At 59.1% G+C, this 22,393-nt stretch carries 22 protein-coding genes; 8 read left to right on the top strand and 14 right to left on the bottom strand.

From position 1 onward, the window contains the following. Nucleotides 1-6: 6 nt before the first annotated feature. The 8 genes from KIN_RS13710 to KIN_RS13680 form a co-directional block, all read right to left on the bottom strand. Nucleotides 7-654 (bottom strand): hypothetical protein, encoded by a 648-nt coding sequence (locus KIN_RS13710; protein WP_159807827.1) that lies wholly within the window; start codon nt 652-654, stop codon nt 7-9. Next, nucleotides 651-2,651, bottom strand: a complete 2,001-nt coding sequence (locus KIN_RS13705; RefSeq protein ID WP_159807825.1) for an acetyl-CoA carboxylase biotin carboxylase subunit — start codon at nt 2,649-2,651, stop codon at nt 651-653. The genes KIN_RS13710 and KIN_RS13705 overlap by 4 nt, the downstream gene beginning before the upstream one ends. 120 nt (nt 2,652-2,771) lie before the next feature. Then, complete coding sequence (locus KIN_RS13700; protein WP_159807823.1) at nt 2,772-2,972, bottom strand: hypothetical protein; 201 nt, start codon at nt 2,970-2,972, stop codon at nt 2,772-2,774. 358 nt (nt 2,973-3,330) lie between these two features. Further along, nucleotides 3,331-3,699, bottom strand: coding sequence for a hypothetical protein (locus tag KIN_RS13695; RefSeq protein ID WP_159807821.1), 369 nt, complete (start codon nt 3,697-3,699; stop codon nt 3,331-3,333). A gap of 81 nt (nt 3,700-3,780) precedes the next feature. Beyond that, the gene (locus KIN_RS22565) at nt 3,781-3,912 is read right to left on the bottom strand and encodes a hypothetical protein (protein ID WP_279285266.1); all 132 of its coding nucleotides are present in this window, start codon (nt 3,910-3,912) and stop codon (nt 3,781-3,783) included. Nucleotides 3,913-4,126: 214 nt separating this feature from the next. Continuing rightward, on the bottom strand, nt 4,127-4,507 hold the full coding sequence (locus KIN_RS13690) for a DUF6497 family protein (protein ID WP_159807819.1): 381 nt from the start codon (nt 4,505-4,507) through the stop codon (nt 4,127-4,129). Between the two features lie 34 nt (nt 4,508-4,541). Then, on the bottom strand, nt 4,542-4,802 hold the full coding sequence (locus KIN_RS13685) for a DUF7218 family protein (protein ID WP_159807817.1): 261 nt from the start codon (nt 4,800-4,802) through the stop codon (nt 4,542-4,544). An 89-nt stretch (nt 4,803-4,891) separates the two neighbouring features. Beyond that, entirely contained in the window at nt 4,892-6,424 is a 1,533-nt protein-coding gene (locus KIN_RS13680; RefSeq protein ID WP_159807815.1) for an acyl-CoA carboxylase subunit beta, read from the bottom strand. Nucleotides 6,425-6,625: 201 nt separating this feature from the next. On the opposite strand from KIN_RS13680, the gene KIN_RS13675 reads away from it, so the two are divergent. The 3 genes from KIN_RS13675 to KIN_RS13665 all read left to right on the top strand — a co-directional run bounded on the left by KIN_RS13675 (nt 6,626) and on the right by KIN_RS13665 (nt 10,128). Then, a complete protein-coding gene (locus KIN_RS13675) occupies nt 6,626-7,843 on the top strand; it encodes a multidrug effflux MFS transporter (RefSeq protein ID WP_159807813.1) in 1,218 nt (405 codons plus the stop codon). A gap of 98 nt (nt 7,844-7,941) precedes the next feature. Beyond that, on the top strand, nt 7,942-9,321 hold the full coding sequence (locus tag KIN_RS13670; protein ID WP_159807811.1) for a helix-turn-helix domain-containing protein: 1,380 nt from the start codon (nt 7,942-7,944) through the stop codon (nt 9,319-9,321). After that, a complete protein-coding gene (locus tag KIN_RS13665) occupies nt 9,322-10,128 on the top strand; it encodes an alpha/beta hydrolase (RefSeq protein WP_159807809.1) in 807 nt (268 codons plus the stop codon). It begins immediately after the preceding gene. On the opposite strand, the gene KIN_RS13660 is transcribed toward KIN_RS13665, so the two are convergent. The 3 genes from KIN_RS13660 to betC form a co-directional block, all read right to left on the bottom strand. After that, entirely contained in the window at nt 10,125-10,808 is a 684-nt protein-coding gene (locus KIN_RS13660) for an HAD-IA family hydrolase (RefSeq protein ID WP_159807807.1), read from the bottom strand. The two genes, KIN_RS13665 and KIN_RS13660, sit on opposite strands and share 4 nt — an antisense overlap. Before the next feature lie 74 nt (nt 10,809-10,882). Beyond that, nucleotides 10,883-12,541, bottom strand: a complete 1,659-nt coding sequence (gene betA, locus KIN_RS13655) for a choline dehydrogenase (RefSeq protein WP_159807805.1) — start codon at nt 12,539-12,541, stop codon at nt 10,883-10,885. Between the two features lie 37 nt (nt 12,542-12,578). Next, nucleotides 12,579-14,084, bottom strand: coding sequence for a choline-sulfatase (gene betC, locus KIN_RS13650; protein WP_159807804.1), 1,506 nt, complete (start codon nt 14,082-14,084; stop codon nt 12,579-12,581). 151 nt (nt 14,085-14,235) lie between these two features. Here betC and KIN_RS13645 point away from each other — a divergent pair, with 151 nt between their 5' ends. The 3 genes from KIN_RS13645 to choV all read left to right on the top strand — a co-directional run bounded on the left by KIN_RS13645 (nt 14,236) and on the right by choV (nt 17,196). Continuing rightward, nucleotides 14,236-15,162 carry a choline ABC transporter substrate-binding protein gene (locus KIN_RS13645; RefSeq protein ID WP_159807802.1) on the top strand — a complete coding sequence of 309 codons (927 nt, stop codon included), beginning with the start codon at nt 14,236-14,238 and terminating at the stop codon, nt 15,160-15,162. Nucleotides 15,163-15,310: 148 nt separating this feature from the next. After that, a complete protein-coding gene (gene choW, locus KIN_RS13640) occupies nt 15,311-16,144 on the top strand; it encodes a choline ABC transporter permease subunit (RefSeq protein ID WP_159807800.1) in 834 nt (277 codons plus the stop codon). Beyond that, nucleotides 16,141-17,196: a choline ABC transporter ATP-binding protein gene (choV, locus tag KIN_RS13635; RefSeq protein WP_159807798.1), complete on the top strand. Its 1,056-nt coding sequence runs from the start codon at nt 16,141-16,143 to the stop codon at nt 17,194-17,196. Before choW ends, choV begins: the two co-directional genes overlap by 4 nt. On the opposite strand, the gene KIN_RS13630 is transcribed toward choV, so the two are convergent. Next, nucleotides 17,193-18,095, bottom strand: coding sequence for a DMT family transporter (locus tag KIN_RS13630; RefSeq protein WP_243144921.1), 903 nt, complete (start codon nt 18,093-18,095; stop codon nt 17,193-17,195). The genes choV and KIN_RS13630 overlap by 4 nt on opposite strands. 41 nt (nt 18,096-18,136) lie before the next feature. After that, the gene (locus KIN_RS13625) at nt 18,137-18,733 is read right to left on the bottom strand and encodes a LysE/ArgO family amino acid transporter (protein WP_159807796.1); all 597 of its coding nucleotides are present in this window, start codon (nt 18,731-18,733) and stop codon (nt 18,137-18,139) included. 91 nt (nt 18,734-18,824) lie between these two features. On the opposite strand from KIN_RS13625, the gene KIN_RS13620 reads away from it, so the two are divergent. Continuing rightward, nucleotides 18,825-19,730 (top strand): LysR family transcriptional regulator ArgP, encoded by a 906-nt coding sequence (locus tag KIN_RS13620; protein ID WP_159807794.1) that lies wholly within the window; start codon nt 18,825-18,827, stop codon nt 19,728-19,730. On the opposite strand, the gene KIN_RS13615 is transcribed toward KIN_RS13620, so the two are convergent. Next, a complete protein-coding gene (locus tag KIN_RS13615; protein WP_159807792.1) occupies nt 19,727-20,467 on the bottom strand; it encodes a YebC/PmpR family DNA-binding transcriptional regulator in 741 nt (246 codons plus the stop codon). The two genes, KIN_RS13620 and KIN_RS13615, sit on opposite strands and share 4 nt — an antisense overlap. A 140-nt stretch (nt 20,468-20,607) precedes the next feature. On the opposite strand from KIN_RS13615, the gene KIN_RS13610 reads away from it, so the two are divergent. Then, complete coding sequence (locus KIN_RS13610) at nt 20,608-22,389, top strand: SLC13 family permease (protein ID WP_159807790.1); 1,782 nt, start codon at nt 20,608-20,610, stop codon at nt 22,387-22,389. Nucleotides 22,390-22,393: the final 4 nt, after the last annotated feature.

Genomic DNA, 22,393 nt, shown 5'->3' with positions numbered 1-22,393 from the left:
CCCCGTTCACGTGGCGGACCGGTCCACGGTCAGGCTACTAGGCAACGGTTGCCCTGAATAGGGCGCCAGACGCGCGGCCTCTTCTTCGGCGGCCTTTTTTCCGTCACGCGCGTAAATGCTGATCAGATGATTGGCGATTCTCCCTGAAATCAGAAGCTGTTTGCGCATTTCGATGTAATCGCGATAGATCGCGATACGTCGGTCTTGGGGCAACGCGGCAAAACTGTCACCGCGCATATCGTCCGTGAGCGAATCCACCGCATCCAGAATGACGTAATACATCACAACCGGATCGATGGTGACACGCGGCAAAATCCAGATCTCTTGCTGAATGGCGCTGAACAGGCGGTCGTTGCGCTCTTTCGGGATGAATGGCAGGAAATTCGGATCCTCTTCCATCTGAGCGATGAGTGTTGCGGCGTGATCGTCCAGCGCGGTCTCATCCCACAGATTTGCAAGATTTGGTGCAATTTCCGCAAAGATGGCCCTGTGCGCGTCACGCAACTTTTCCTTGCGGAACCGCGCGGCGACCCGGCGGTTCTGCATCCCGTTCACGATCCAGCCGAAGGCCAGAAATATGCCCGCGATGATCGCCTGCCAGATCCGGGGATCAAGGGCGGCGAACCACCCCCATATGGCAGCGAAGACGCTCACTCAAACTCCATGATCACATCATCCACCGCCAGATTGTCACCGGCGGCTGCGTTGATCTTGGACACCGTGCCCTTGCGTTCGGCCCGCAGGATGTTTTCCATCTTCATGGCTTCGACCGTACAAAGCGCCTGCCCTTCCTGAACCTCATCGCCTGTGGCCACGTCGACCTTCACGATCAGGCCGGGCATGGGGCACAGCAACAGTTTCGAGGTATCAGGCGGCAGCTTTTCAGGCATGAGCACGGCCAATTCAGCCTGACGCGGTGTGCGGACATGGACCTTCATCTCGGCCCCGCGGGTCCGCAGGCGGAAGCCGCCCGAAATCTTGTCTACTTTCAGAACCAGCGGTGTGCCGTCGATATCAAGCCGCGCCAGCGTGTCGCCCGGCGTCCAGTCGGACGTAACACGGTGACTGGTGCCATCGTCATGGGTGACCGTGGCACCTGTGCGGTCCGCGTCGATGCTGACGGCATGCCGCGTTCCCTGCGCGGTCACAACCCAATCGGCGCCCACCTTGCGTTCGTGATTGTCCATCCGGCCCGAGATCCGCGCCCGCCGGATTTCGGCGACCCGGTGCATGGCAGCGGCAGCAGATGCGACACGTGTCAGCGCCGCCTCATCCAATTCGACCCCGTCGAACCCTTCGGGATACTCTTCAGCAATGAAGGCCGTTGTGATCTCGCCCGAGACGAATTTAGGGTGGTCCATGACGGCGCTGAGAAACGGCAGATTGTGCCCGATCCCCTCAAGTTCAAAACTGTCGAGCGCCACCCGCATCGCCTCAATCGCCTCACCCCGGCTGGGCGCCCATGTACAGAGCTTGGCGATCATCGGGTCGTAATACATGCTGATCTCGCCACCCTCGAAGACGCCGGTGTCGTTGCGCACGACATAGGTGTCTCTTGTTTCCTCGGCGGGCGGGCGATAGCGCGTCAGCCGCCCGATGGAGGGCAGGAAATTGCGATAGGGATCCTCGGCATAGAGGCGGCTTTCCATGGCCCAGCCGTTTAGCTTTACGTCCTTTTGTGCGAGCGCAAGTTTCTCGCCATAGGCCACGCGGATCATCTGTTCGACCAGATCAACGCCTGTGATCAGTTCTGTGACCGGGTGTTCCACCTGAAGGCGGGTGTTCATCTCAAGGAAGTAGAAGTTACGCCCGCCATCGACGATAAACTCGACCGTGCCCGCGCTGGTGTATCCCACGGCAGAGGCCAGCGCGCAGGCTTGCTCGCCCATGGCCACGCGGGTGGCTTCGTCCAGAAACGGCGATGGAGCCTCTTCGATCACCTTTTGGTTGCGGCGCTGGATGGAGCATTCCCGCTCGCCCAGGTAAATGCAGTTGCCATGGCTGTCAGCGAGCACCTGGATTTCGATATGCCGGGGTTGGGTGACGAATTTCTCGATAAAAATCCGGTCGTCGCCAAAGCTGGACGCGGCCTCGTTCTTGGAAGACTGGAACCCCTCGCGCGCTTCCTCATCGCTCCAAGCGATGCGCATGCCTTTGCCGCCGCCGCCTGCGCTGGCTTTGATCATAACGGGGTAGCCGATCTGATTGGAGATCTTCACAGCCTCGTTCGCATCCGCGATCAGGCCCATATAGCCGGGCACGGTCGAAACACCGGCGTCCTGCGCGATTTTCTTAGACGTGATCTTATCGCCCATCTTCTCGATGGCCCCTTTGGGCGGACCGATAAACGCCACGTTCGCGGCCGCCAGTGCTTCGGCAAACTTGGCGTTTTCGCTGAGGAACCCGTAGCCCGGATGAACCGCTTCGGCGCCCGTTTGCTTGATCGCCTCCATAACCTTGTCGATCACGATGTACGACTGATTGGCGGGCGCTGGTCCAATGTGAACCGCCTCATCCGCCATCTTTACATGCAGTGCGTTTCGGTCAGCATCCGAATAGATCGCCACCGTGGCGATCCCCATCTTGCGTGCGGTCTTGATCACGCGGCAGGCAATTTCGCCCCGGTTGGCGATCAGAATTTTCTTGAACATGTCCCCGTCCCCTTTGCCCCGGTTTGACCCGGGATCGACAAAAGAAAATGACCACCGCCCCGAATGGGACGATGGCCATGATATGCTGTGCCCCTCAAGGAGGGGCGATGTGTGGTTGTGCTAGTCGCAGACGCCGACGTCGTCACAGAACGCGCCAGCGGCACCGCCGATGATGGCGCCCGTCGCGACAGAGCCGCCTGTCGTGCCGGCAATGACGCCGCCCGCAGCTGCCCCACCAACCGCGCGTTCCGCATCCGTGTCGCAGGCCGCGACTGTGAATGCCAAGCCGATGAACCCAAGTGCCGTGAGTGTTTTTCGCATGTCTTGTCTCCTTCTGAGCGGATAGAGCCACAACATTTTCGTATCAGGTAGGTTCCGGGATGCGACACGCTGAAATCAGCGGGAACCGGAAAAAAATAGTTAATGAAAGAGCCAAAATCTGCCGAATGGCCCCTGCCCTTCATATGCAGCGCACCGGAATAAAAAAGAGGTCTGCCTGGACGGGCAGACCTCTTTAGAGGGGAAGGGTAACGGTATAGTACGTAAGAGCTTATCTCTGTGCTGGAGGGAAAAGCTCTTGAAATGACCATGACGTCAAAACCAAACCACTGAAAGTCTTGTCTTCTGACATAGCTCCGATTGGCCAATTCCCGCTCAAACACCTGATTGTCGCCTATTTTCACGCCGAATTCCCCCAAAAATTGGGGCCGAAGGCGTCTGGAAATGAGGCACGGGCGCGAGTCACATCGAGACGCAACAGGGCATCATAGCTTCCCGGATCGAATGATTCTTCTGCCGGAACGACCTCTCGGTTCAACAACCAGCTCAGTCTGCCGGCGTCGAGATTGCCGCGCACAAACGGCTCTTCACCAAAGTAATCCCACAGAGCCCACACGAATCCTTCGTCGGCGCGCCGGTCGGCAGGCTTGCGATCTGCGAAGCGCTCACGCGCGATCAGCGGGGTTGCACCTGATTTGTTTTCGCGCCGCAATGTAAACTGGAAGTCAGTGCCCGGCAGCCGGGACGGAAAGCCCTTGTGCTTCAGCATATCGCGCACCGAAAGCTTTCAAGGTTGCGCGGCTGTGTCGTAAGTGGCGGGACAGACGCTGACGCCTGTCCCGCAAATATCTTAGAACTTGTCGAAGGTTTCTTCTTCTTCAATCGGCTCAACGATAACAACTTCTTCTTCTTCAGCACCACCGCAAGCAGAAACGATAGCAACAAACCCGAGGGCGATGAGGGCTTTAAGGCTCTTGGACATCTAAGTCTCCTATTTGTATTCGATGCTAAGTCCTGACGGAGACCCCCCCGCGAAAACCCGCACCCAGTTTTGGCCGGCACAGCGCGACCACGTTTAAGGTTATAGCGTTTAATAAGGAAAAAATACCAGTTCGCAGACGCAGCGCAGCCCTGTGACGTGAATGCATCAAACGACATATCGGACCGACCTCGAACCACCATATGTTGTGTAATTCTCACAATCCACTCCATATACAGTGGTCACTATCGACCCGAAACACGTCGAAGTACTGCACCACCTCCGGCGTGGTTTCGCCGAAAGCAATGGGTTCAGATGCGATTGAAATTACGATTTCCCGGGTGTCTGGCGCGCGTTCGCTGCGCAGCAGCAAACCATGGGTTTCACACAGATATGAAAGGTCCGGCTCGATCACATCGAAGCCGTAAGTGCTGGTGTCAGCGATCTGCGGCGCCACGTACCTAACCCTGAGAACGGCGTCTGATCCGCCGCCATCGTCAATCCGCATTTCCTGAAAGACCACTTGGGCGCCGGATGGCACCTTGATTGCGTCCTCTGCCACTGACGCCGTCGCACCGAGGAAAAATCCCAAAGCCACGCGCGCGCCTAACATGCGGCACGCTGACGTGTGATCAGTCCCGCAGCGCGCTGATCAATTCGGACTTGTCCATGTCGGACCGGCCCTCGATCTCCAACTCTTGTGCGCGTTCGTAAAGCTCGTCCTTCGTCCACTCCTCGTAGGGCGGGGCCTTGCCGCCCTTCTTGGATGGACTCATATCGTCGTTGGCCTGCGCATTGGCAATCCGCGCAGCCTTCTGTTTCGACATGCCATCTTCGCGCAGCGCTTCGTAGGTGTCGTCGTCCTTGATGGACGGTCCGTGATCCTTGCTCATGACAAATACCTCCGCTGCCCAACGAAAGTTGGGCCTGCGGAGTTCCGACAATCTGTCTTTCGCGGTGATCCATCAGGAAACGGCAGCCTTCAGAGCGGAATGTTGTCGTGCTTCTTCCACGGGTTTTGCAATTGCTTGCCCCTCAGGGACGCAAAGGCGCGGGACACGCGGCGGCGCGTCGAATGGGGCAAGATCACCTCGTCGATGAAGCCTTTTTCCGCGGCCACGAAAGGATTGGCGAACCGGTCTTCATAGTCCTTCGTGCGGGCCGCAATCTTGTCGGGGTCGCCCAGTTCGGAGCGGTAGAGAATTTCCGTCGCACCCTTGGCGCCCATCACCGCGATCTCGGCTGTGGGCCACGCGTAGTTGAAGTCGCCACGCAGGTGCTTGGAGGCCATGACGTCGTATGCCCCACCATAGGCTTTGCGGGTGATGACCGTGACCTTCGGCACCGTCGCCTCGCCATAGGCAAAGAGCAGTTTCGCGCCGTGCTTGATGACGCCGCCATATTCCTGACTGGTGCCCGGCAGAAACCCCGGCACATCAACAAAGGTCAGGATCGGAATTTCAAACGCATCGCAGAACCGGACGAAACGCGCAGCCTTGCGGGAACTGTCGATGTCCAGACAGCCCGCCAGAACCGTGGGCTGGTTTGCAACGACGCCAACACTTTGGCCCTCAAGGCGAATGAAACCGGTGAGAATGTTTTTTGCGAAATCTTCCTGAATTTCGAAGAAATCGCCCTCGTCCGCCACCTTATGGATCAGTTCTTTCATATCGTAGGGCTGGTTCGGGTTATCGGGGATCAGGGTGTCGAGACTGTTGTCCACGCGTGCTGGGTCGTCAAAGAACGGGCGCACCGGCGGTTTCTGGCGGTTGTTGAGCGGCAGGAAATCGACCAACCGCCGGACCTCGGCCAAAGCCTCCACGTCATTTTCGAAGGCGCCGTCAGCGACAGAGGACTTTTTGGTATGGGTCGATGCGCCACCCAACTCCTCGGCGGTGACGACCTCGTTGGTCACGGTTTTCACCACGTCCGGCCCCGTGACAAACATGTAGGAGCTGTCTTTGACCATGAAGATGAAGTCCGTCATCGCGGGCGAATAGACCGCGCCGCCCGCACACGGGCCCATAATCACGCTGATCTGCGGTACGACGCCGGACGCCATGATGTTGCGTTGGAACACGTCCGCATAGCCCGCCAGAGACGCGACGCCCTCCTGAATACGCGCACCACCGGAATCGTTGAGGCCAATGACAGGCGCGCCGTTCTGAACCGCCATGTCCATGATCTTGCAGATCTTCTGCGCATGGGTTTCGGACAGGGAGCCGCCGAACACAGTAAAATCCTGGCTGAAGACGTAAACCATTCGGCCGTTGATCGTGCCCCAGCCAGTGACGACGCCGTCGCCCGCGGGGCGGTCGGCTTCCATCCCGAAATCGGTACAGCGATGGGCCACGAACATGTCGAATTCTTCAAAAGAGCCTTCGTCGAGCAACAATTCAATCCGTTCTCGGGCGGTCAGCTTGCCCTTGGCGTGTTGGGCTGCGATCCGGCGATCCCCGCCGCCCTTCCGTGCCACATCGCGCCGCGCCTCCAACTCACTCAGGATGTCGTTCATTGATGTCACTCCTCACATAGGCGGTGGCCGAGATTGGCGGATTTATACAGGGTGCCGCATTGCAGCAAAGATAAGAATAGCAAATTTGCAAATATTGCGAATACTATCAGCCGAAAATTGCAAATCTGAAAATATCTGAATGCGCAGAGTCTGTGCGATGCTGCCGTTGGACCTGCACCGCGTTTGAGGTAAGCCAGCGTAATGAGTCATTTCCCCGCGACGCGCTTTCTGGATCGCAGCACCCCTCCGCATATCGTGACACTGGTCCTTCTGGCCGGTGTGTCCGCGATGAACATGAGCATTTTCCTCCCATCCCTGCCCCGGATGACCGAGGAGCTTGGGACAGAATACAGCATCATGCAGTTGTCCGTCTCGCTCTACTTGGCATGCACGGCCGTTCTACAAATCCTGATTGGGCCGATCTCGGACAGATTTGGAAGGCGGCCTGTTGTTCTGGGTGCTCTGACGGTTTTCGTCTTAGCCACCATCGGATGCTATTTCGCGACCACCATTGAGGCGTTTTTGACCTTTCGGATGATCCAAGCCACGGTCGCGGTGGCCATGGTGCTCAGCCGGGCCATCGTGCGGGACATGGTCCCCCAAAACGAGGCGGCTTCGATGATCGGCTATGTGACGATGGGCATGTCGCTGGTCCCGATGTTTGCCCCCGCCATTGGGGGTGTTCTGGACGAGGCGTTTGGCTGGCGCTCGACGTTTCTGTTCTTGATCGTTTTCGGCATCGGGCTGACCGCGCTGTGCTGGTTCGATCAGGGCGAGACGAATACATCTTCAGGGATGAGCTTCCGCGCGCAGGCGAAAGAATATCCCGAGCTTTTCAGATCCCGCAGATTCTGGGGGTATTCGTTCAGCGCGGCTTTTTCGTCGGGCGCATTCTTCGCGTTTCTGGGCGGTGCACCCTACGTGGCGACACAAGTCTACGGCCTGCCGCCGACCATGACGGGCTTTTTGTTCGGCATGCCAGCTATCGGGTACTTCATCGGCAATTTCGTCTCGGGCCAGTTCTCTGTCCGCTACGGAGTCAACCGCATGATCATTGTCGGCAGCACCATACTGATCACCGGCCTGACCCTGTCGCTGATCCTGACCTATGCCGGGTTTGGCAGTGCGTGGGTGTTCTTTGGGTTTTGTACTTTCGTGGGTCTGGGCAACGGGATGGTTCTGCCCAATGCCACGGCAGGCCTCTTGTCCGTGCGCCCGCGCTTGGCCGGGACCGCAAGCGGTATTGGCAGTGCGATCATGATCGGAGGCGGCGCCGCAATGGCCGCACTAGCCGGAATCGCGCTAGAGGCTGGTGAAGGCAGCCAGCCCCTACAATGGCTCATGTGGATCAGCGCGGCCTTCAGCGTCGCGGCGATCTTCTATGTGCTGCGGTGTGAGCGGGACGCCGTTCCCGCTTGAGACGGCGATTTGCAAAGCCTATAATCTGGTCAGCAAACTTGCAAAGAGCCGGATAGACGAATGCGCCTGAAACAAACCTTCGCGCGGTGGTGCCCATAGTGGCGGCGCAAAAGCTTTATGCCGGGGCAAAGCTGCGCGAGGTCAGGACACGACTTGGACTGACCCAGAAAGCGTTCGCCCAACGGCTGGAGGTGTCGCTGCCCTACCTTAACCAGATGGAAAACAACAACCGCCCTGTCTCGACCGGGGTGGTTCTGGCTCTTGCGCAGGAATTCGGCTTTGACGTCACGGAGCTTTCGACCGGTGATGCGGAACGTTTGGTCAGTGACATGCGTGAGGCGCTGGCGGATCCGATCTTTGCGGAAGCCGACCCGCCTCTGGCCGATCTGAGGCTGACCGCTGGCAACGCACCACATCTGGCCCGCGCGTTTCTGGAGTTGCATCGCGCCTATCGGCAGACGCACGAACAACTGGCATCACTCGATGAGGCTTTGGGGCGGGACGGCACCGCGATGCAGGTCAGCCCGTGGGAAGAGGTGCGCGACTTTTTTCATTATTGCGACAACTATATTGATGCGGCCGACCGGGCCGCCGAGCGCTTTGCAGAGCGGATGGACGGCGACGTTCTGCGGTCCGGCGCAATTCCCTTCGAGGTGGATCTCGCGGACACCTCAGCCCTGCGCAGCTTCGATACCGCCTCCAAAACCATCCGCATTTCGTCCCATGCAGCGCCCTCGACCCAGCGGTTTCAATTGCTGCATCAAATCGCCCTTCTGGCCCATGGTGATCTACTTGATGCGACACTGGATCTTGCCCGGTTCCAGACGGATGCGGCCCGCGAGATTGCCAAGATCGGTCTGGCGAACTACTTCGCAGGCGCCGCGCTGTTGCCCTATGGCCGGTTTCTGGAAGCAGCCCAAGAGACGCGTCACGATCTCGAACGGCTTGCGGACCGGTTTGGCGCGTCTGTCGAACAGGTGGCGCATCGCTTGTCGACACTTCAGCGACCGGGCGCCAAAGGCATCCCGTTCTTCTTTGTCCGCGTGGATCAGGCGGGCACGATCACAAAGCGGCACTCGGCCACGCATCTGCAGTTTGCGCGGTTTGGTGGCGCCTGCCCGCTTTGGAATGTACATCGCGCGTTCGAGACGCCAGGGCGGTTCTTACGACAATTGGCCGAAACGCCGGACGGCGTCCGCTACATAAGCCTTGCGCGCGACGTCTCGAAGCCGGGCGGCAGTTTCACCGCGCCGACGCGTCGATATGCCATCGCCTTGGGCTGCGAGATCACCCATGCGGGCGCTCTGGTCTACGCGGACGATCTGATCCCCGCAGCCCCCAGCGCCTACGAGCCGATTGGGATTTCCTGTCGGATCTGCCCCCGGCGCACCTGTCATCAGCGCTCGGTTCCACCGCTTGAAAGCAAGCTGAGCGTCGATCACAACCGGCGCGATGTGCTGCCCTACCAGGTGGACTGAATGCGGGGACTTATTCGCGCGGCTATCCTGTTGGGACTGATCTTTGGCGGGCTGCTTCTGACAGAGCGTTTGGTCGTCTACGCGTTCGACCCGCGCGAGGTTGAACCAGCGACATTGGATCTGAAAAGCATGTCTGCACACCGGTTCGAGGCGTCCAGCGGCCGTGAACTTGTCTACTGGTCCGCGCCGCCGCGCAAAGGCCGTCCGACCGTTTTGTATCTGCATGGAAATGCCGGGAACCTGTCGAACCGGGCGCCGCGCTTTCGCATATTTCTCAAACGCGGTTATGGCTTGATTGCGCCAGCCTACCCGTCCTCGTCCGGCAGCGAGGGGTGGCCCGTAGAACGCGCAATTCGCGCGGATAGTGCGGAGTTTTACAAGGCCCTGATAGGCGGCGAAATCACGGGCACGCCCGTCGTGCCAGTCGTTTATGGCGAGAGCATCGGCGCTGCCGTGGCCATTCATTTAAACGCTGATACGGACGTTGCACCGAAAGCGATCCTGCTGGAAGCCCCCTTCACGTCGTTGAAAGATGTGGCCGAAGCGATCCAGCCGGAGCTTTTGCTTTTGACGGGCCTCATGCAGAATGCGTGGTCCAGCAAAGACCACGCAAGCGAGCTCGAGGCCCCCCTCTTGGTCCTGCATGGTGCAAATGATCCTCTGATCCCGATTGCGCAGGGTCGCGCCATTTTTGAGGCGGCAAGTAGTCCGAAAAAGCAGTTCTACAAAGTGCCCGGCGCAGGACATATAGATGTCTGGACGCGGGCCGCGCAGCGCCGAATCTTTGAGTTTCTGGGGACCTTTTAGGACGCGAAGTTGAGTTCTTCTTCCTCAACAAGCCCGACGGTCGCTGGGGTCAGGATATCGACCTCATCTGCAACGCCTTCAAACTCACCCTCGGCGTAGTCGCCCCGAAACGCGATTGTTTTGATTTTGGCTGCGACTGCGGCGGCGGCGGAACTTGGCGTGTCTTCGACTGCCACGACTTCGCTGGGTTTCAACATGAGATGCTCCAGCGCCATCTCATAGATATCAGGGGCGGGCTTGCCATTTGCGACCATATCGTCTGATCCCACAAAGTCGAAATCGCTGCGTTGGAGCGTCCCATGCGTGGCGCGGATCACAGCGTTGATGTTCTCGGAACTGGTGGTGGTGACAAAAGCCAGCTTCAGCCCATGCTGCTTGGCAGACGAGAGGACCTCTGCTACGCGAGGGCGCAGCGCAACCCCCTCATCGAGGCGGTTCTGGAAGATGGCGGATTTCTTCTGGTGCAACTCATCCACATTTACGGTTTCCCCCTGCGCGTCCGCAAAATCTGCGATGCGCTGCCGTCCGCCTGGCTTCTGCAGCATGTCCCGATAGGTGTCCCGATCCCAGTCCCAATCGAGGCCCGCCTCGGCAAAGGCCGCGTTGAAGGCCTGCCGCTGAATCTCGGATGTTTCGACAAGGGTGCCGATCGCACCGAAGAAGAGAGCTTTGGGCGGCATGGGGCACTCCATTTTTCACTGGCTGAAACATCAGCGCGAAAGACCCCGATTCTGTTCCGCGATTGCGTGAATTATTATCGCTGTGCTGTGGCCCATGCGGGGTGCATCCAAGGGATCGCATTCTCGCGCGGTAGCGCGTCCTTGCCCAGAATGTGATCCGCCGCCTTCTCACCCACCATAATGGACGGGCCGTTGAGATTGCCGTTGGTGATCCGCGGGAAAATAGAACTATCCGCGACCCGCAAACCATCCACGCCGATCACGCGTGTTTGCGGATCGACGACGGCCATGGGGTCATTCGCATCACCCATTTTAGCGGTGCCGCAAGGGTGGTAGGCGCTTTCTGCATGCTCCCGGATGAACGTATCCAGATCGGCGTCGGTTTGCATTTGCGCCCCTGGCTGGAGTTCCTTGTCGGCGTAAGGCTCAAACGCGGGTTGGGCGAAGATCTCGCGGGTCAGCCGGACGCAGGTGCGGAAGTCTTCCCAATCGGACGGGTCGGACATGTAGTTAAACAGGATCTTCGGCGCGTCCGCAGGGTCGGCAGAGGCCAGCGTGACCGATCCGCGTGAGACGGACCGCATGGGCCCCACATGGGCCTGATACCCATGCCCCTTCGCGGCCAGCTTGCCATCGTACCGGACGGCCAGCGGCAGGAAATGAAACTGAATGTCAGGATACTCCACGCCCGCACGGGAGCGGATGAAGCCTGTGCTTTCAAACTGATTGGATGCGCCCAGACCTGCACCAGTGAAAAGCCAGCGCGCCCCGATCATCGCTTTGCTGGTCAAGTTCCAGTAGCGATACAGGCTGACCGGCTGCTTCGCGGCCATTTGGATGTAAAGCTCCAGATGATCTTGCAAATTCTGCCCGACACCTGGCCGGTCTGCCAGAACTTCGATCCCGTGTTCTTTCAGATGATCTGCGGGGCCGATCCCGGAGAGCATCAACAGTTTCGGCGAATTGATCGAGCTGGCGGCGATGATCACTTCCGCGTTGGCGGCGATGATCTCGGTGCGACTGCCACGAGTAAGTTGCACGCCCGTTGCGCGACCGTCTTCGATGACCACCCGTTCGGCCAGTCCGTGAACGAGCGTGCAGTTCGGGCGGGCCAGCGCAGGGCGCAGATAGGCGTTGGCCGAGGACCAGCGCTTGCCATTGTAGATCGTCGCATCGAAAGGTCCGAAACCCTCTTGCTGGGCGCCGTTATAATCACCGGTCACCGGATAGCCTGCCTGCGCGCCTGCCTCTATGAAGGCCTGCGTCAGCGGGTTCAGGCCCGGGCCACGTGTCACATGCAGCGGTCCCGACTTGCCGCGCCATTCCGGATCACCTCCGCGTCCGCCGTCGTGCCAGCTTTCGAGCCGCTTGAAGTAAGGCAGTACGTCCGCATAAGCCCATCCCTGGGCGCCCTCTTCGGCCCAATGATCGTAGTCGCAAGCGTGACCGCGCACATAGATCATGCCGTTGATCGAAGATGAGCCCCCAATGACTTTGCCGCGCGGGGTGGCCAACCGTCGCCCGCCCAGATGCGGTTCCGGCTCGGTCTGATAGCCCCAATCGTAGCGCTTCATATTCATCGGGTAGGACAGGGCCGCCGGCATCTGAATGAGCGGCCCCGCATCGGTCCCGCCATATTCGATCACGATCACCGACCTGCCCGCTTCGCTGAGCCGGTAGGCCAATGCGCATCCGGCTGACCCTGCCCCCACGATTACGTAGTCCGCTTGCATTCGTCTCGTCCTATTTCTGATCGAAGATCGTGGCGACCTACTCCCCACGCGGGAAACGCTGTTCTTCTTCCAGCGTGTTGAGGTCCATATGGTTGCGCATGTACCGCTCGGACGCCTTTTGCAATGGCTGATAATCCCACGGGTAGTAGCCCCCTTGGCGCAAGGCCTCGTACACCACCCAGCGCCCGGCCTGAGAGGCGCGGACATCGGCATCGAACCGCTCCAAATCCCAACGCGCTTCCAACTTCGTCCGCAGCGCCTGCAGGGTTCCGCCATGGGTCGGATCCGCCGCGAGGTTTGTCAGCTCATCGGGATCGGCGTCCATATCGAACAACTGGTCAGGATCCAGATTGCATCTGTTATATTTCCACTTTCCGTAGCGCAGCGAGACCAGCGGGGCATAACTGCCCTCAGCCGCGTATTCCATCGCAACGGGGGTGTCGCGCGTGCCGCCTTGGATCAGTGGCAAAAGGCTCTCCCCGTCGGTCCACGGCATCACCTCACTCATATCAATGCCCGCCAGATCGCAAAGCGTTGGGCAGGTATCGATTGTTGAGACTGGCGTGCTGACCGATGCGGGCGTGATCCCCGGTCCCGAAATCATCAACGGAACGCGAGCTGACCCTTCGTAAAAGCTCATCTTGAACCACAATCCCCGCTCCCCCAGCATGTCGCCGTGGTCTGAAACGAACACGACAATCGCCTCCTGGCGGGTCGCTTCAAGCGTTTCCAGAAGTTGGCCGACTTTCTCATCGAGGTAGCTGATATTGGCGAAATATGCCCGCCGGGCGCGGCGGACCTGATCCTCAGTGATTTGGTAGTTCTCGTGGTCGTTGGCGTCGAGAATACGCTGGGAATGAGCGTCATGCTGATTGTAGGGGATCGGGCCGACCTGCGGCTGCAGGGCATCGCACCCCTCATAGAGATCCCAGAATTTCTTCCGCGCGACGTAGGGGTCATGGGGATGCGTGAAGCTTGCTGTCAGGCACCACGGTCGCGCGTCCTTCCCCCGGGACAAATCATAGAGCTTTCGGGTGGCGTGATAGGCGACCTCGTCGTCATATTCCATCTGGTTGGTGATCTCGGCAACCCCAGCGCCGGTCACGGACCCCATATTATGATACCACCAGTCGATCCGCTCGCCGGGCTTTCGATAGTCCGGCGTCCAGCCGAAATCCGCAGGGTAAATGTCCGTGGTGAGCCGCTCTTCAAAGCCATGAAGCTGGTCTGGTCCAACAAAATGCATCTTGCCCGAAAGGCAGGTCTGATAGCCCGCGCGGCGCAGGTGATGGGCAAAAGTAGGGATGTCGGACCGGAATTCAGCCGCGTTGTCAAAGACACCCGTACGCGACGGCAGTTGCCCCGTCATGAATGAGGCCCGCCCCGGCGCGCACAGCGGCGAGGCCGTGTAGCAGGTCTGAAACCGGCAGGACCGCGCCGCTAAAGCCTTGAGGTTGGGCGCATGAAGCCAGCCTGCCGGCCCGTCCGGGAAGAACGTACCGTTCAACTGATCGACCATGATGATCAAAATGTTGGGTTTCATTCCGCAGGCTCCGCCATATTCCCGGCTTTCGCAGCGATGTGGCGCCTGCTAGGGTCCGGGCGAGTTGCAGCATCAGAACGTACCTCTGTGCTGCGCGACGATAATGAGTTCTGAAATGGACCGTCAATCCATGAACAACCGGGAGATTTTCATGACCTTCAAGACCACACTCGCAGCATTGACCCTGAGCACAGTCGCCGGATCTGCTTTTGCCGCCTGCGAGAGCGTAACGTTTTCCGATGTCGGATGGACAGACATCACCGCAACCACCGCTGCGACGACTGTCGTTTTGGAGGCTTTGGGCTATGAGACCGACATCAAGGTGCTGTCCGTACCAGTGACCTATACCTCGATGGCGGAAGGCGACATCGATGTGTTCCTTGGCAACTGGATGCCCACAATGGAAGCCGATATCGCGCCCTATACCGAAGCAGGAACGGTCGAAACCGTACGCGAGAACCTTGAAGGCGCGAAGTACACGCTGGCGGTGAACAAGGCTGCCATGGATATGGGTATCAAGGACTTCGCGGATATCGCTGCGCAAAAGGACGCGCTGGAAGGTAAGATCTTTGGCATCGAACCCGGCAATGATGGCAACCGGCTGATCCAGTCGATGATCGATGCAAACGCCTTCGGACTTGAAGGCTTCGAGGTTGTCGAAAGCTCCGAGCAAGGGATGCTGGCGCAGGTTGGCCGGGCCACCAAGCGGGACGAGCCGATTGTTTTTCTGGGCTGGGAACCTCACCCTATGAACGCGAATTTCGACATGGGCTATCTGACCGGCGGCGATGAGTTCTTCGGCCCTGATCTGGGCGGTGCGACCGTCTACACCAACACGCGCGCGGGATTTTCCAATGACTGCCCGAATGTGGGTGCCCTGCTCGGCAATCTGAAGTTTTCGCTGGAAATGGAAAACGAGATCATGGGCGCGATTCTGAATGAAAACGAGGATCCGCAAAAGGCCGCCGCCACCTGGATGGCTGCAAATCCTGAAACGGTTATAATGTGGCTGGACGGTGTAACCACAAAAGACGGCGGCGACGCGGCTGCAGCGGTGAAGGCTGAATTGGGTCTCTGATCCTAAGCTCTTGTGAGCCAAATAGAAGGCGCGCGGCCCGACATCCGGACCGCGCGTTTTTTTATTCCCAGCCTTGCCGGTGCAAGCGCTTCACATCTAGGGCCATTGCCGTCATGCTTAACCAGTTGCTTACAGTATTCGGACGGTTATGGACTGGCTGACAGAGACGAAAATCCCAATCGGCCTGACAGCCCGCAAACTGTTTGACTGGTTACAGGAGGTCGGCGAGCCCTTCTTTGACGGTCTTGCGCTGGTTCTGGAAGCTCTGATCGACGCGATCCTCTGGGTGCTGCAAACGCCTCATCCGCTGATCGTTGTCGGCGCATTCGTGACCCTGACATGGGTCCTGCATCGGGGCTGGAAGATGCCGCTTTTCATCCTTCTGGGTTTTCTCTTCATTCTGAACCAAGGGTATTGGGAAGAAACGACAGAGAGCCTCACGCTGGTTCTGTCCGCTTGTGTGGTATGTATGTCCGTGGGTGTGCCGATCGGCATCGCTGCCGCGCACAGGCCACGGCTTTACGCATGGATGCGCCCGGTTCTGGACCTGATGCAGACGCTGCCCACCTTTGTCTATCTGATCCCCGCCATCGTCTTCTTCGGCATCGGCATGGTGCCCGGCCTGATCGCCACGGTTATATTCGTTCTACCCGCACCAATACGCCTGACCCATTTGGGTGTGTCTTCGACACCTACCGCATTGCTGGAGGCGGCGCAGGCCTTCGGCGCGACACCCCGGCAAACGCTCTGGAAGGTAGAACTACCCTACGCCCTGCCGCAGATCATGGCGGGTCTGAACCAGACCATCATGCTGTCCCTATCAATGGTCGTCATCGCGGCACTTGTCGGCGCCGACGGGCTGGGCGTGCCGGTCGTGCGTGCGCTCAATCAGGTCAACACGGCGCTTGGGTTTGAAAGCGGGTTCGTCATTGTGGTGGTCGCCATCATGCTGGACCGTATGCTGAGAGTGGAACGCAAATGAACTCTTTACCCGCCGTGATCTTTGACAACGTCTCGATTGTCTTTGGGGAAACGCCGAATAAGGCTTTGCCGCTGATGGATCAGGGACAGTCCCGCAGTGAAATCCAACAGAGCACCGGTCAGATCCTTGGGGTGCATGACTGCACGCTGAAGGTGGCCGAGGGCGAGATTCTGGTTCTCATGGGTCTCTCCGGCTCGGGTAAATCGACGCTTCTACGGGCCGTGAACGGCCTGAACCCCGTTGCGCGCGGATCGGTGCAGGTCAACGATCGCGGCAAGATGGTCGATGTCACGAACGCCGACAGAAAAACCCTGCGGGGCCTGCGCCTGTCCACCATCGCGATGGTGTTTCAGCAATTCGGTTTACTGCCGTGGCGCACCGTGCGCGAAAACGTGGGCCTTGGACTTGAATTGGGCGGCCTATCTGCAGCCGCGCGCAAGGCGAAGGTGGACGACCAACTTGCCCGCGTGGGTCTGGCCGATTGGGCAGACAAGAGCGTCGGGTCGCTGTCCGGTGGAATGCAGCAGCGGGTGGGGCTTGCGCGGGCCTTCGTGACCGACGCGCCAATCCTCTTGATGGACGAGCCGTTCTCGGCCCTTGATCCGCTGATCCGCACGCGACTTCAGGACGAACTGCTCGACCTGCAGCGGGATCTGAAACGCACAATCATCTTTGTCTCACATGATCTCGACGAGGCGTTCAAGATCGGCAACCGTATCGCGATCATGGAAGGCGGGCGCATTGTCCAATGCGGCACCCCGCAAGAGATCTTCACCAACTCCGCCAATGAATATGTGGCTGATTTCGTGGCGCATATGAACCCGCTGGGCGTTTTACGCGCCTGCGACGTCATGGTGCCTGCAGCGCAAAACGGCGCGAACCCGTCCAGCGTTGTCGAGCCTCAATGTTCAGTCAAGGACCTGATGACCCGGCTTGAAACTTGCGATGAGATTGCGGTGCAGGACGCGGGCGCAGTGGTGGGGTACGTCACCACCCAGGCGGTTCTTACGGCGCTGAACAACCCGCAGAATACCTCGCACCCAAGATCCTAATGCCGACCCGGGTGGACATGGGGCGCGACGGCGGATTGCTTTAGGACCGCCTCGCGCCACGTGATGAAGAGAACGGATCCCAAAATGACCAATCCGCCAAGAATAACCCATCCATCAATGCTTTCGCCGAAAACGACGTAGCCCAGCAGAACCGCCCAGACCAATTGTAGGAAGGTCACCGGCTGGGTGACCGTCACAGGCGCCGCGGCGAAGGCCAACGTCATCGTGTAATGACCCGCGGTCGCAAAAATCGCGAGAAGAAACATCCAGCCGATGCTGGACCAGCTTGGGGGCACCCAGACTGCCCACGCCAAGGGCGCGAGACCGATGGTGACTGTGATTGACAACATGCCGACGACGACCGCGGGGCTGACCTCGTCCGACATCTGCTTGGCGATCAAGTAGGACCCGGCGAACATAACGGCAGTCACCAGCATCGCGATGTGGCCGGGCGAAAGCTCCCGGAAGCCGGGGCGCAGGATGATCATCGCACCAACAAGAGCAATAACGACTGCGGCGATCCGTCGGGCAGCTAGTTTTTCCCCTAGAAAAATCGCCGCCCCCAAGGTCACGTAGACCGGTGCGAGGTAGTTCATCGCCGTCACTTCAGCGATGGAAATCCGGGTCATCGCAAAAAACCAAAGCGTTACCCCGAAGGTGTGAACCAAACCACGCAGACCGAACAACGCCAACGCGCGGCGGCTGAGATGGGCATCGCGAATGGGTTTGATCATTGGGATCAGAAAGACGAGACCCAAGGCATATCTCAGGAAGGCCGCTTGTGCGGCGGGCAATGCACCACCCAGATTTTTTACGACAGCGGTCACCGCCACAAAAAGCAGGCCCGTCAGCACCATCCACAAAATGCCAGCAACCGGGTTGGCGCGAGTCTCCGTCATGGGGCTACCTGACAGCGGGGCGCTGCCAGACGCAAGCGCAACTAGACCAAAAGGCTGACTGCGATGGCCCACATCAGAAGGCCAACGAAAATATCGAGAATACGCCATGCCTGTGGGTTTGCAAAAACCGGCGCCAAGGCCCGCGCGCCGTAACCAAGGGAGAAGAAGAAAACGAAGGATGATGTGACAGCGCCCGCCCCGAACTCGGTTCGCGCACCATCGTATTGCGCGGCGATGGAGCCCAGAAGCACGACGGTATCCAGATAAACATGGGGATTGAGCCATGTCAGCGCGAGGCAGGTTGCAAGGGCTGCCTGCCAGCGACCGGCGCCTTCTGATGTCGCCTCCATCACAGCGCCCCCGCGCCAGGCCGAGCGAAACGCCAGCGCCCCGTAAACCAGTAGAAATGCAGCGCCACCGTAGCGCATGACGGTCGCAAACCATGGGGCCACTTCCGACAATTGCCCGAACCCACCGACACCCAGCGTGATCAAAATAGCATCGGAAACGGCGCAGGTCAGACACACCAGCAAGACATGAGCCCGTCGCAAACCCTGACGCAGGACAAAGGCATTCTGTGCTCCGATTGCCAGGATCAGGGAAAATCCCAGCAAAAAACCAGCGATATAGGCATCCATGAACCGTGTCCCTTTTCGATGTCGTCCACGGCGTAAGCGAGCTGGTGAAATTAGCCAAATTTAAATTTATACTCTATCATTAAAATTTCTAATGTTTGATCGCCCCCTTCTCCAAGCGCTCAGCGCCGTCAGCCGAACCGGCAGTTTTGACTTGGCAGCGGCGAGCCTTGGGGTCACGCCCTCCGCAATTTCTCAGCGGATCAGGCTGCTGGAGGAACGTATAGGCGCCGTGCTTGTCCATCGCGGGACGCCGTGCACTCCGACAGAGATCGGGCATCGGCTGGTCGCCCATGCAGATCAGATCGCGGTACTGGAAAAGGGGCTGACGGAAGATCTCAATGTCGCGCGGCCATCGGATGCCTTGGTCCGGATCGCAGTAAGCGCGGACAGTTTGGCCACTTGGATCCCGCCAGCGCTTGCAGGGCAATCCGGTGTGCTGTTTGACGTTCTGATTGACGATCAAGATCACGCGGACGAGCTTTTGCGGAAGAGTGCCGTGTCAGCAGCGCTCACAAGCAAAGGTGCGCGGGTTCAGGGATCTGACATCCATGCACTTGGCAACTTACGCTACATCGCGACGGCCAGCCCCGGTTTCGTTGCCAAGCATTTCCCGGACGGACCGACGGCAGAGGCATTTCGGTTGGCCCCCGCAATGACATTCAACCAAAAGGACGCGCTGCAAAAGCAATGGGTACAGAAGATCACGGGCAAGAAAATCGATCTGCCGACCCACTACATGGCAAGCACACATGCGTTCATTGATGCGGCTCTTTTGGGGATCGGCTGGGGGATGAACCCGGCGGCGCTTGTGGGAGCGCACATAAAGTCTGGTCGTCTTGTGGCGATTGACGAGACTGTTCCGCTGGACGTGCCACTGTATTGGCAGATAAGTCGGATCGCGGCGAAACCGCTGGCGGGCCTGACCCGCGCGATAAAGCGCGAGGCAAAGATGCAGCTGATCCAGACCGGCACTCTGAGCGGCGGTACGCGGGACTAAAGCTGTTCCATCACCTCGTCGGAGGCCTCGAAATTTGCCGTGACGGTCTGAATGTCGTCATCGTCTTCCAGTGCGTCCATCAGCTTCATCAGCTTCTGCATGCCTTCAAGGTCCAGTTCGGTCGTCGTCGTCGGTCGCCAGATCAGCTTGGTCGATTCTGACTCGCCCAGTTCCACCTCAAGCGCGGTGGACACCTCATTCAAATCGTTTGCCTCGCAATAGATTATGTGCCCGTCCTCCGAGCTTTCCACATCTTCTGCCCCAGCCTCGATCGCGGCCATCATAACGGTGTCTGCATCACCTACATCCGCGCCATAGCTGACAGCGCCCTTCCGATCAAACATGAAACCGACTGACCCGGTTTCCCCAAGGTTTCCGCCGTTTTTCGAGAACGTAGATCGCACGGTAGAAGCGGTCCGGTTGCGGTTGTCGGTCATCGCCTCAACGATTACCGCCACACCGCCCGGTCCGTACCCTTCGTAGCGGATTTCGTCGTAGTTTTCCGCATCACCGCCTTGGGATTTCTTGATAGCGCGATCAATCACATCCTTCGGGACGGACTGAGATTTGGCCTCTTTCACCGCAAGGCGCAGGCGCGGGTTCTTGTCGGGATCAGGGTCGCCCATCTTGGCGGCAACGGTGATTTCCTTTGCCAATTTCGAAAACAGCTTGGAGCGTGCAGCGTCCTGACGCCCCTTACGATGCTGAATATTCGCCCATTTTGAGTGGCCTGCCATGGGTCTCTCCGATTGATCATACGTGGTTTTGCTCTCTATAGAGCAGCGGCGTGTCCCGCCGCAAGGCCACCCCTAATGTGCAAGGATTGCGCTGCGGTCCAGTTCCGGGTCAGATGCGCGGAAGCAAAACGAGCAGTGTAATGAATACAGATCAGATTATCCTTTTCGCGCTGTTTGGCGCTGTGTTCGGGCTGCTTTTGTGGGGACGCTGGCGCTACGACATCGTCGCGTTCTCGGCCCTTTTGCTGGGCGTTGTGCTTGGCGTGGTCGAGACACAGGATGCTTTTGCAGGGTTCGGCCACCCCGCGACATTGGTGGTCGCTCTGGTTCTTGTCGTATCGGCAGGGCTGGTCCGATCAGGGGCCGTGTTTCTAATCACGCGGACGCTGGTGGACAGTGCCCGCAGCTTGGGCAGTCATATCGCTCTGATGGGGGCTATCGGTGGCGTGCTGTCGGCCTTCATGAACAATGTCGCGGCGCTCGCGCTTTTGATGCCGGTGGATATTCAGACAGCCCGCAAAGCCGGGCGCGAGCCGGGCCTGAGCCTGATGCCGCTGAGCTTCGCAACGATCCTGGGGGGGATGGTGACGCTGATCGGGACCCCGCCCAACATCATCATTGCGACCATCCGGGAGGATACCCTTGGCGCGTCCTTCAAGATGTTCGATTTCGCGCCCGTGGGCGGTGTGACGGCGATCGCCGGATTGCTCTTCGTTTCACTTATCGGATGGCGATTGATCCCCGCCCGCAGTGACGTGGGTGCAGCAGGGGATCCGATGGACGGCTATGGCTGTTATCTCGCTGAACTGACCGTGCCCGAGGACAGCAAGCACATCGGCGAACGTCTGGGAACGCTCCAAGAGGCCGCCGAAAAGAACGACGTTGCTATCCTGGGCCTGATCCGCGACGGCAAGCGGCGCTACGGAACTGCGTTCAACACCATCATTCAGGCCGACGATATCCTGGTTCTGGAAGCGACACCGGACGCGCTGGATGAATTCCGGGCAGCGTTATCATTGAACTTTTCGGACCCCCGGCGCGAAGAACTTTTGCGCGCGGACGGCAACGGGCTGAGCGTGATCGAAGTGGTGGTGACTGATCAGTCCCGGATCAATGGGCGTACAGCACAGCGGATCGGCCTGTCCTGGCGGCAGCGGACAGTGCTTATGGGCATCTCCAGACGCGGGCGTGCGATCCGCGAGCAGGTTCGCAAAACCGAGGTCAAGACCGGCGATATTCTGTTGCTACTGGTCCCGCAGGACCGCGCGGCTGATGTGACCGAATGGCTCGGATGCCTTCCGTTGGCAGATCGGGGTCTGGCCGTGACCGCAGACAAGAAAGTCTGGCTGGCCATCGGTCTCTTTGCGCTGGCAGTGATTGCCGCATCCGTTGGGCTTTTGTATCTGCCCATCGCTCTGGGACTGGTGGTCGTATCTTTCGTCCTGCTAAAGATTATTCCGCTTGCGGAACTCTACGATCACATCGAATGGCCGGTTGTCGTACTCTTGGGTTCCATGATCCCGCTTGGGGCGGCGCTGGAGAACTCTGGCGGGACGGAACTGATTGCCGGCGCACTGGTGGATTTGACGGGTGGGTTGCCACCATGGGCCATTCTGACCGTGCTGATGGTCGTCACGATGACCTTGTCGGATGTGCTCAACAACACGGCGACCACGATCGTCGCCGCCCCCATCGGGATACAGATGGCCCAGTCCCTCGGGGTCAACCCCGATCCATTCCTGATGGCCGTTGCGGTGGCCGCGTCCTGCGCCTTCCTCACGCCCATCGGACACAAGAACAATACGCTCATTCTTGGCCCTGGCGGCTACGGGTTCGGTGACTATTGGCGGATGGGCCTGCCACTGGAAATCCTAGTGGTCGCGGTCTCTATTCCAGCAATCTTGGTCTTCTGGCCCTTGTAAGAGC

Source organism: Litoreibacter roseus (assembly GCF_009811795.1).
Taxonomy (GTDB): Bacteria; Pseudomonadota; Alphaproteobacteria; order Rhodobacterales; family Rhodobacteraceae; genus Litoreibacter; species Litoreibacter roseus.
The sequence above is the reverse complement of the archived record's forward strand: the minus strand, read 5'-3'. Positions and strand labels throughout refer to the sequence as shown.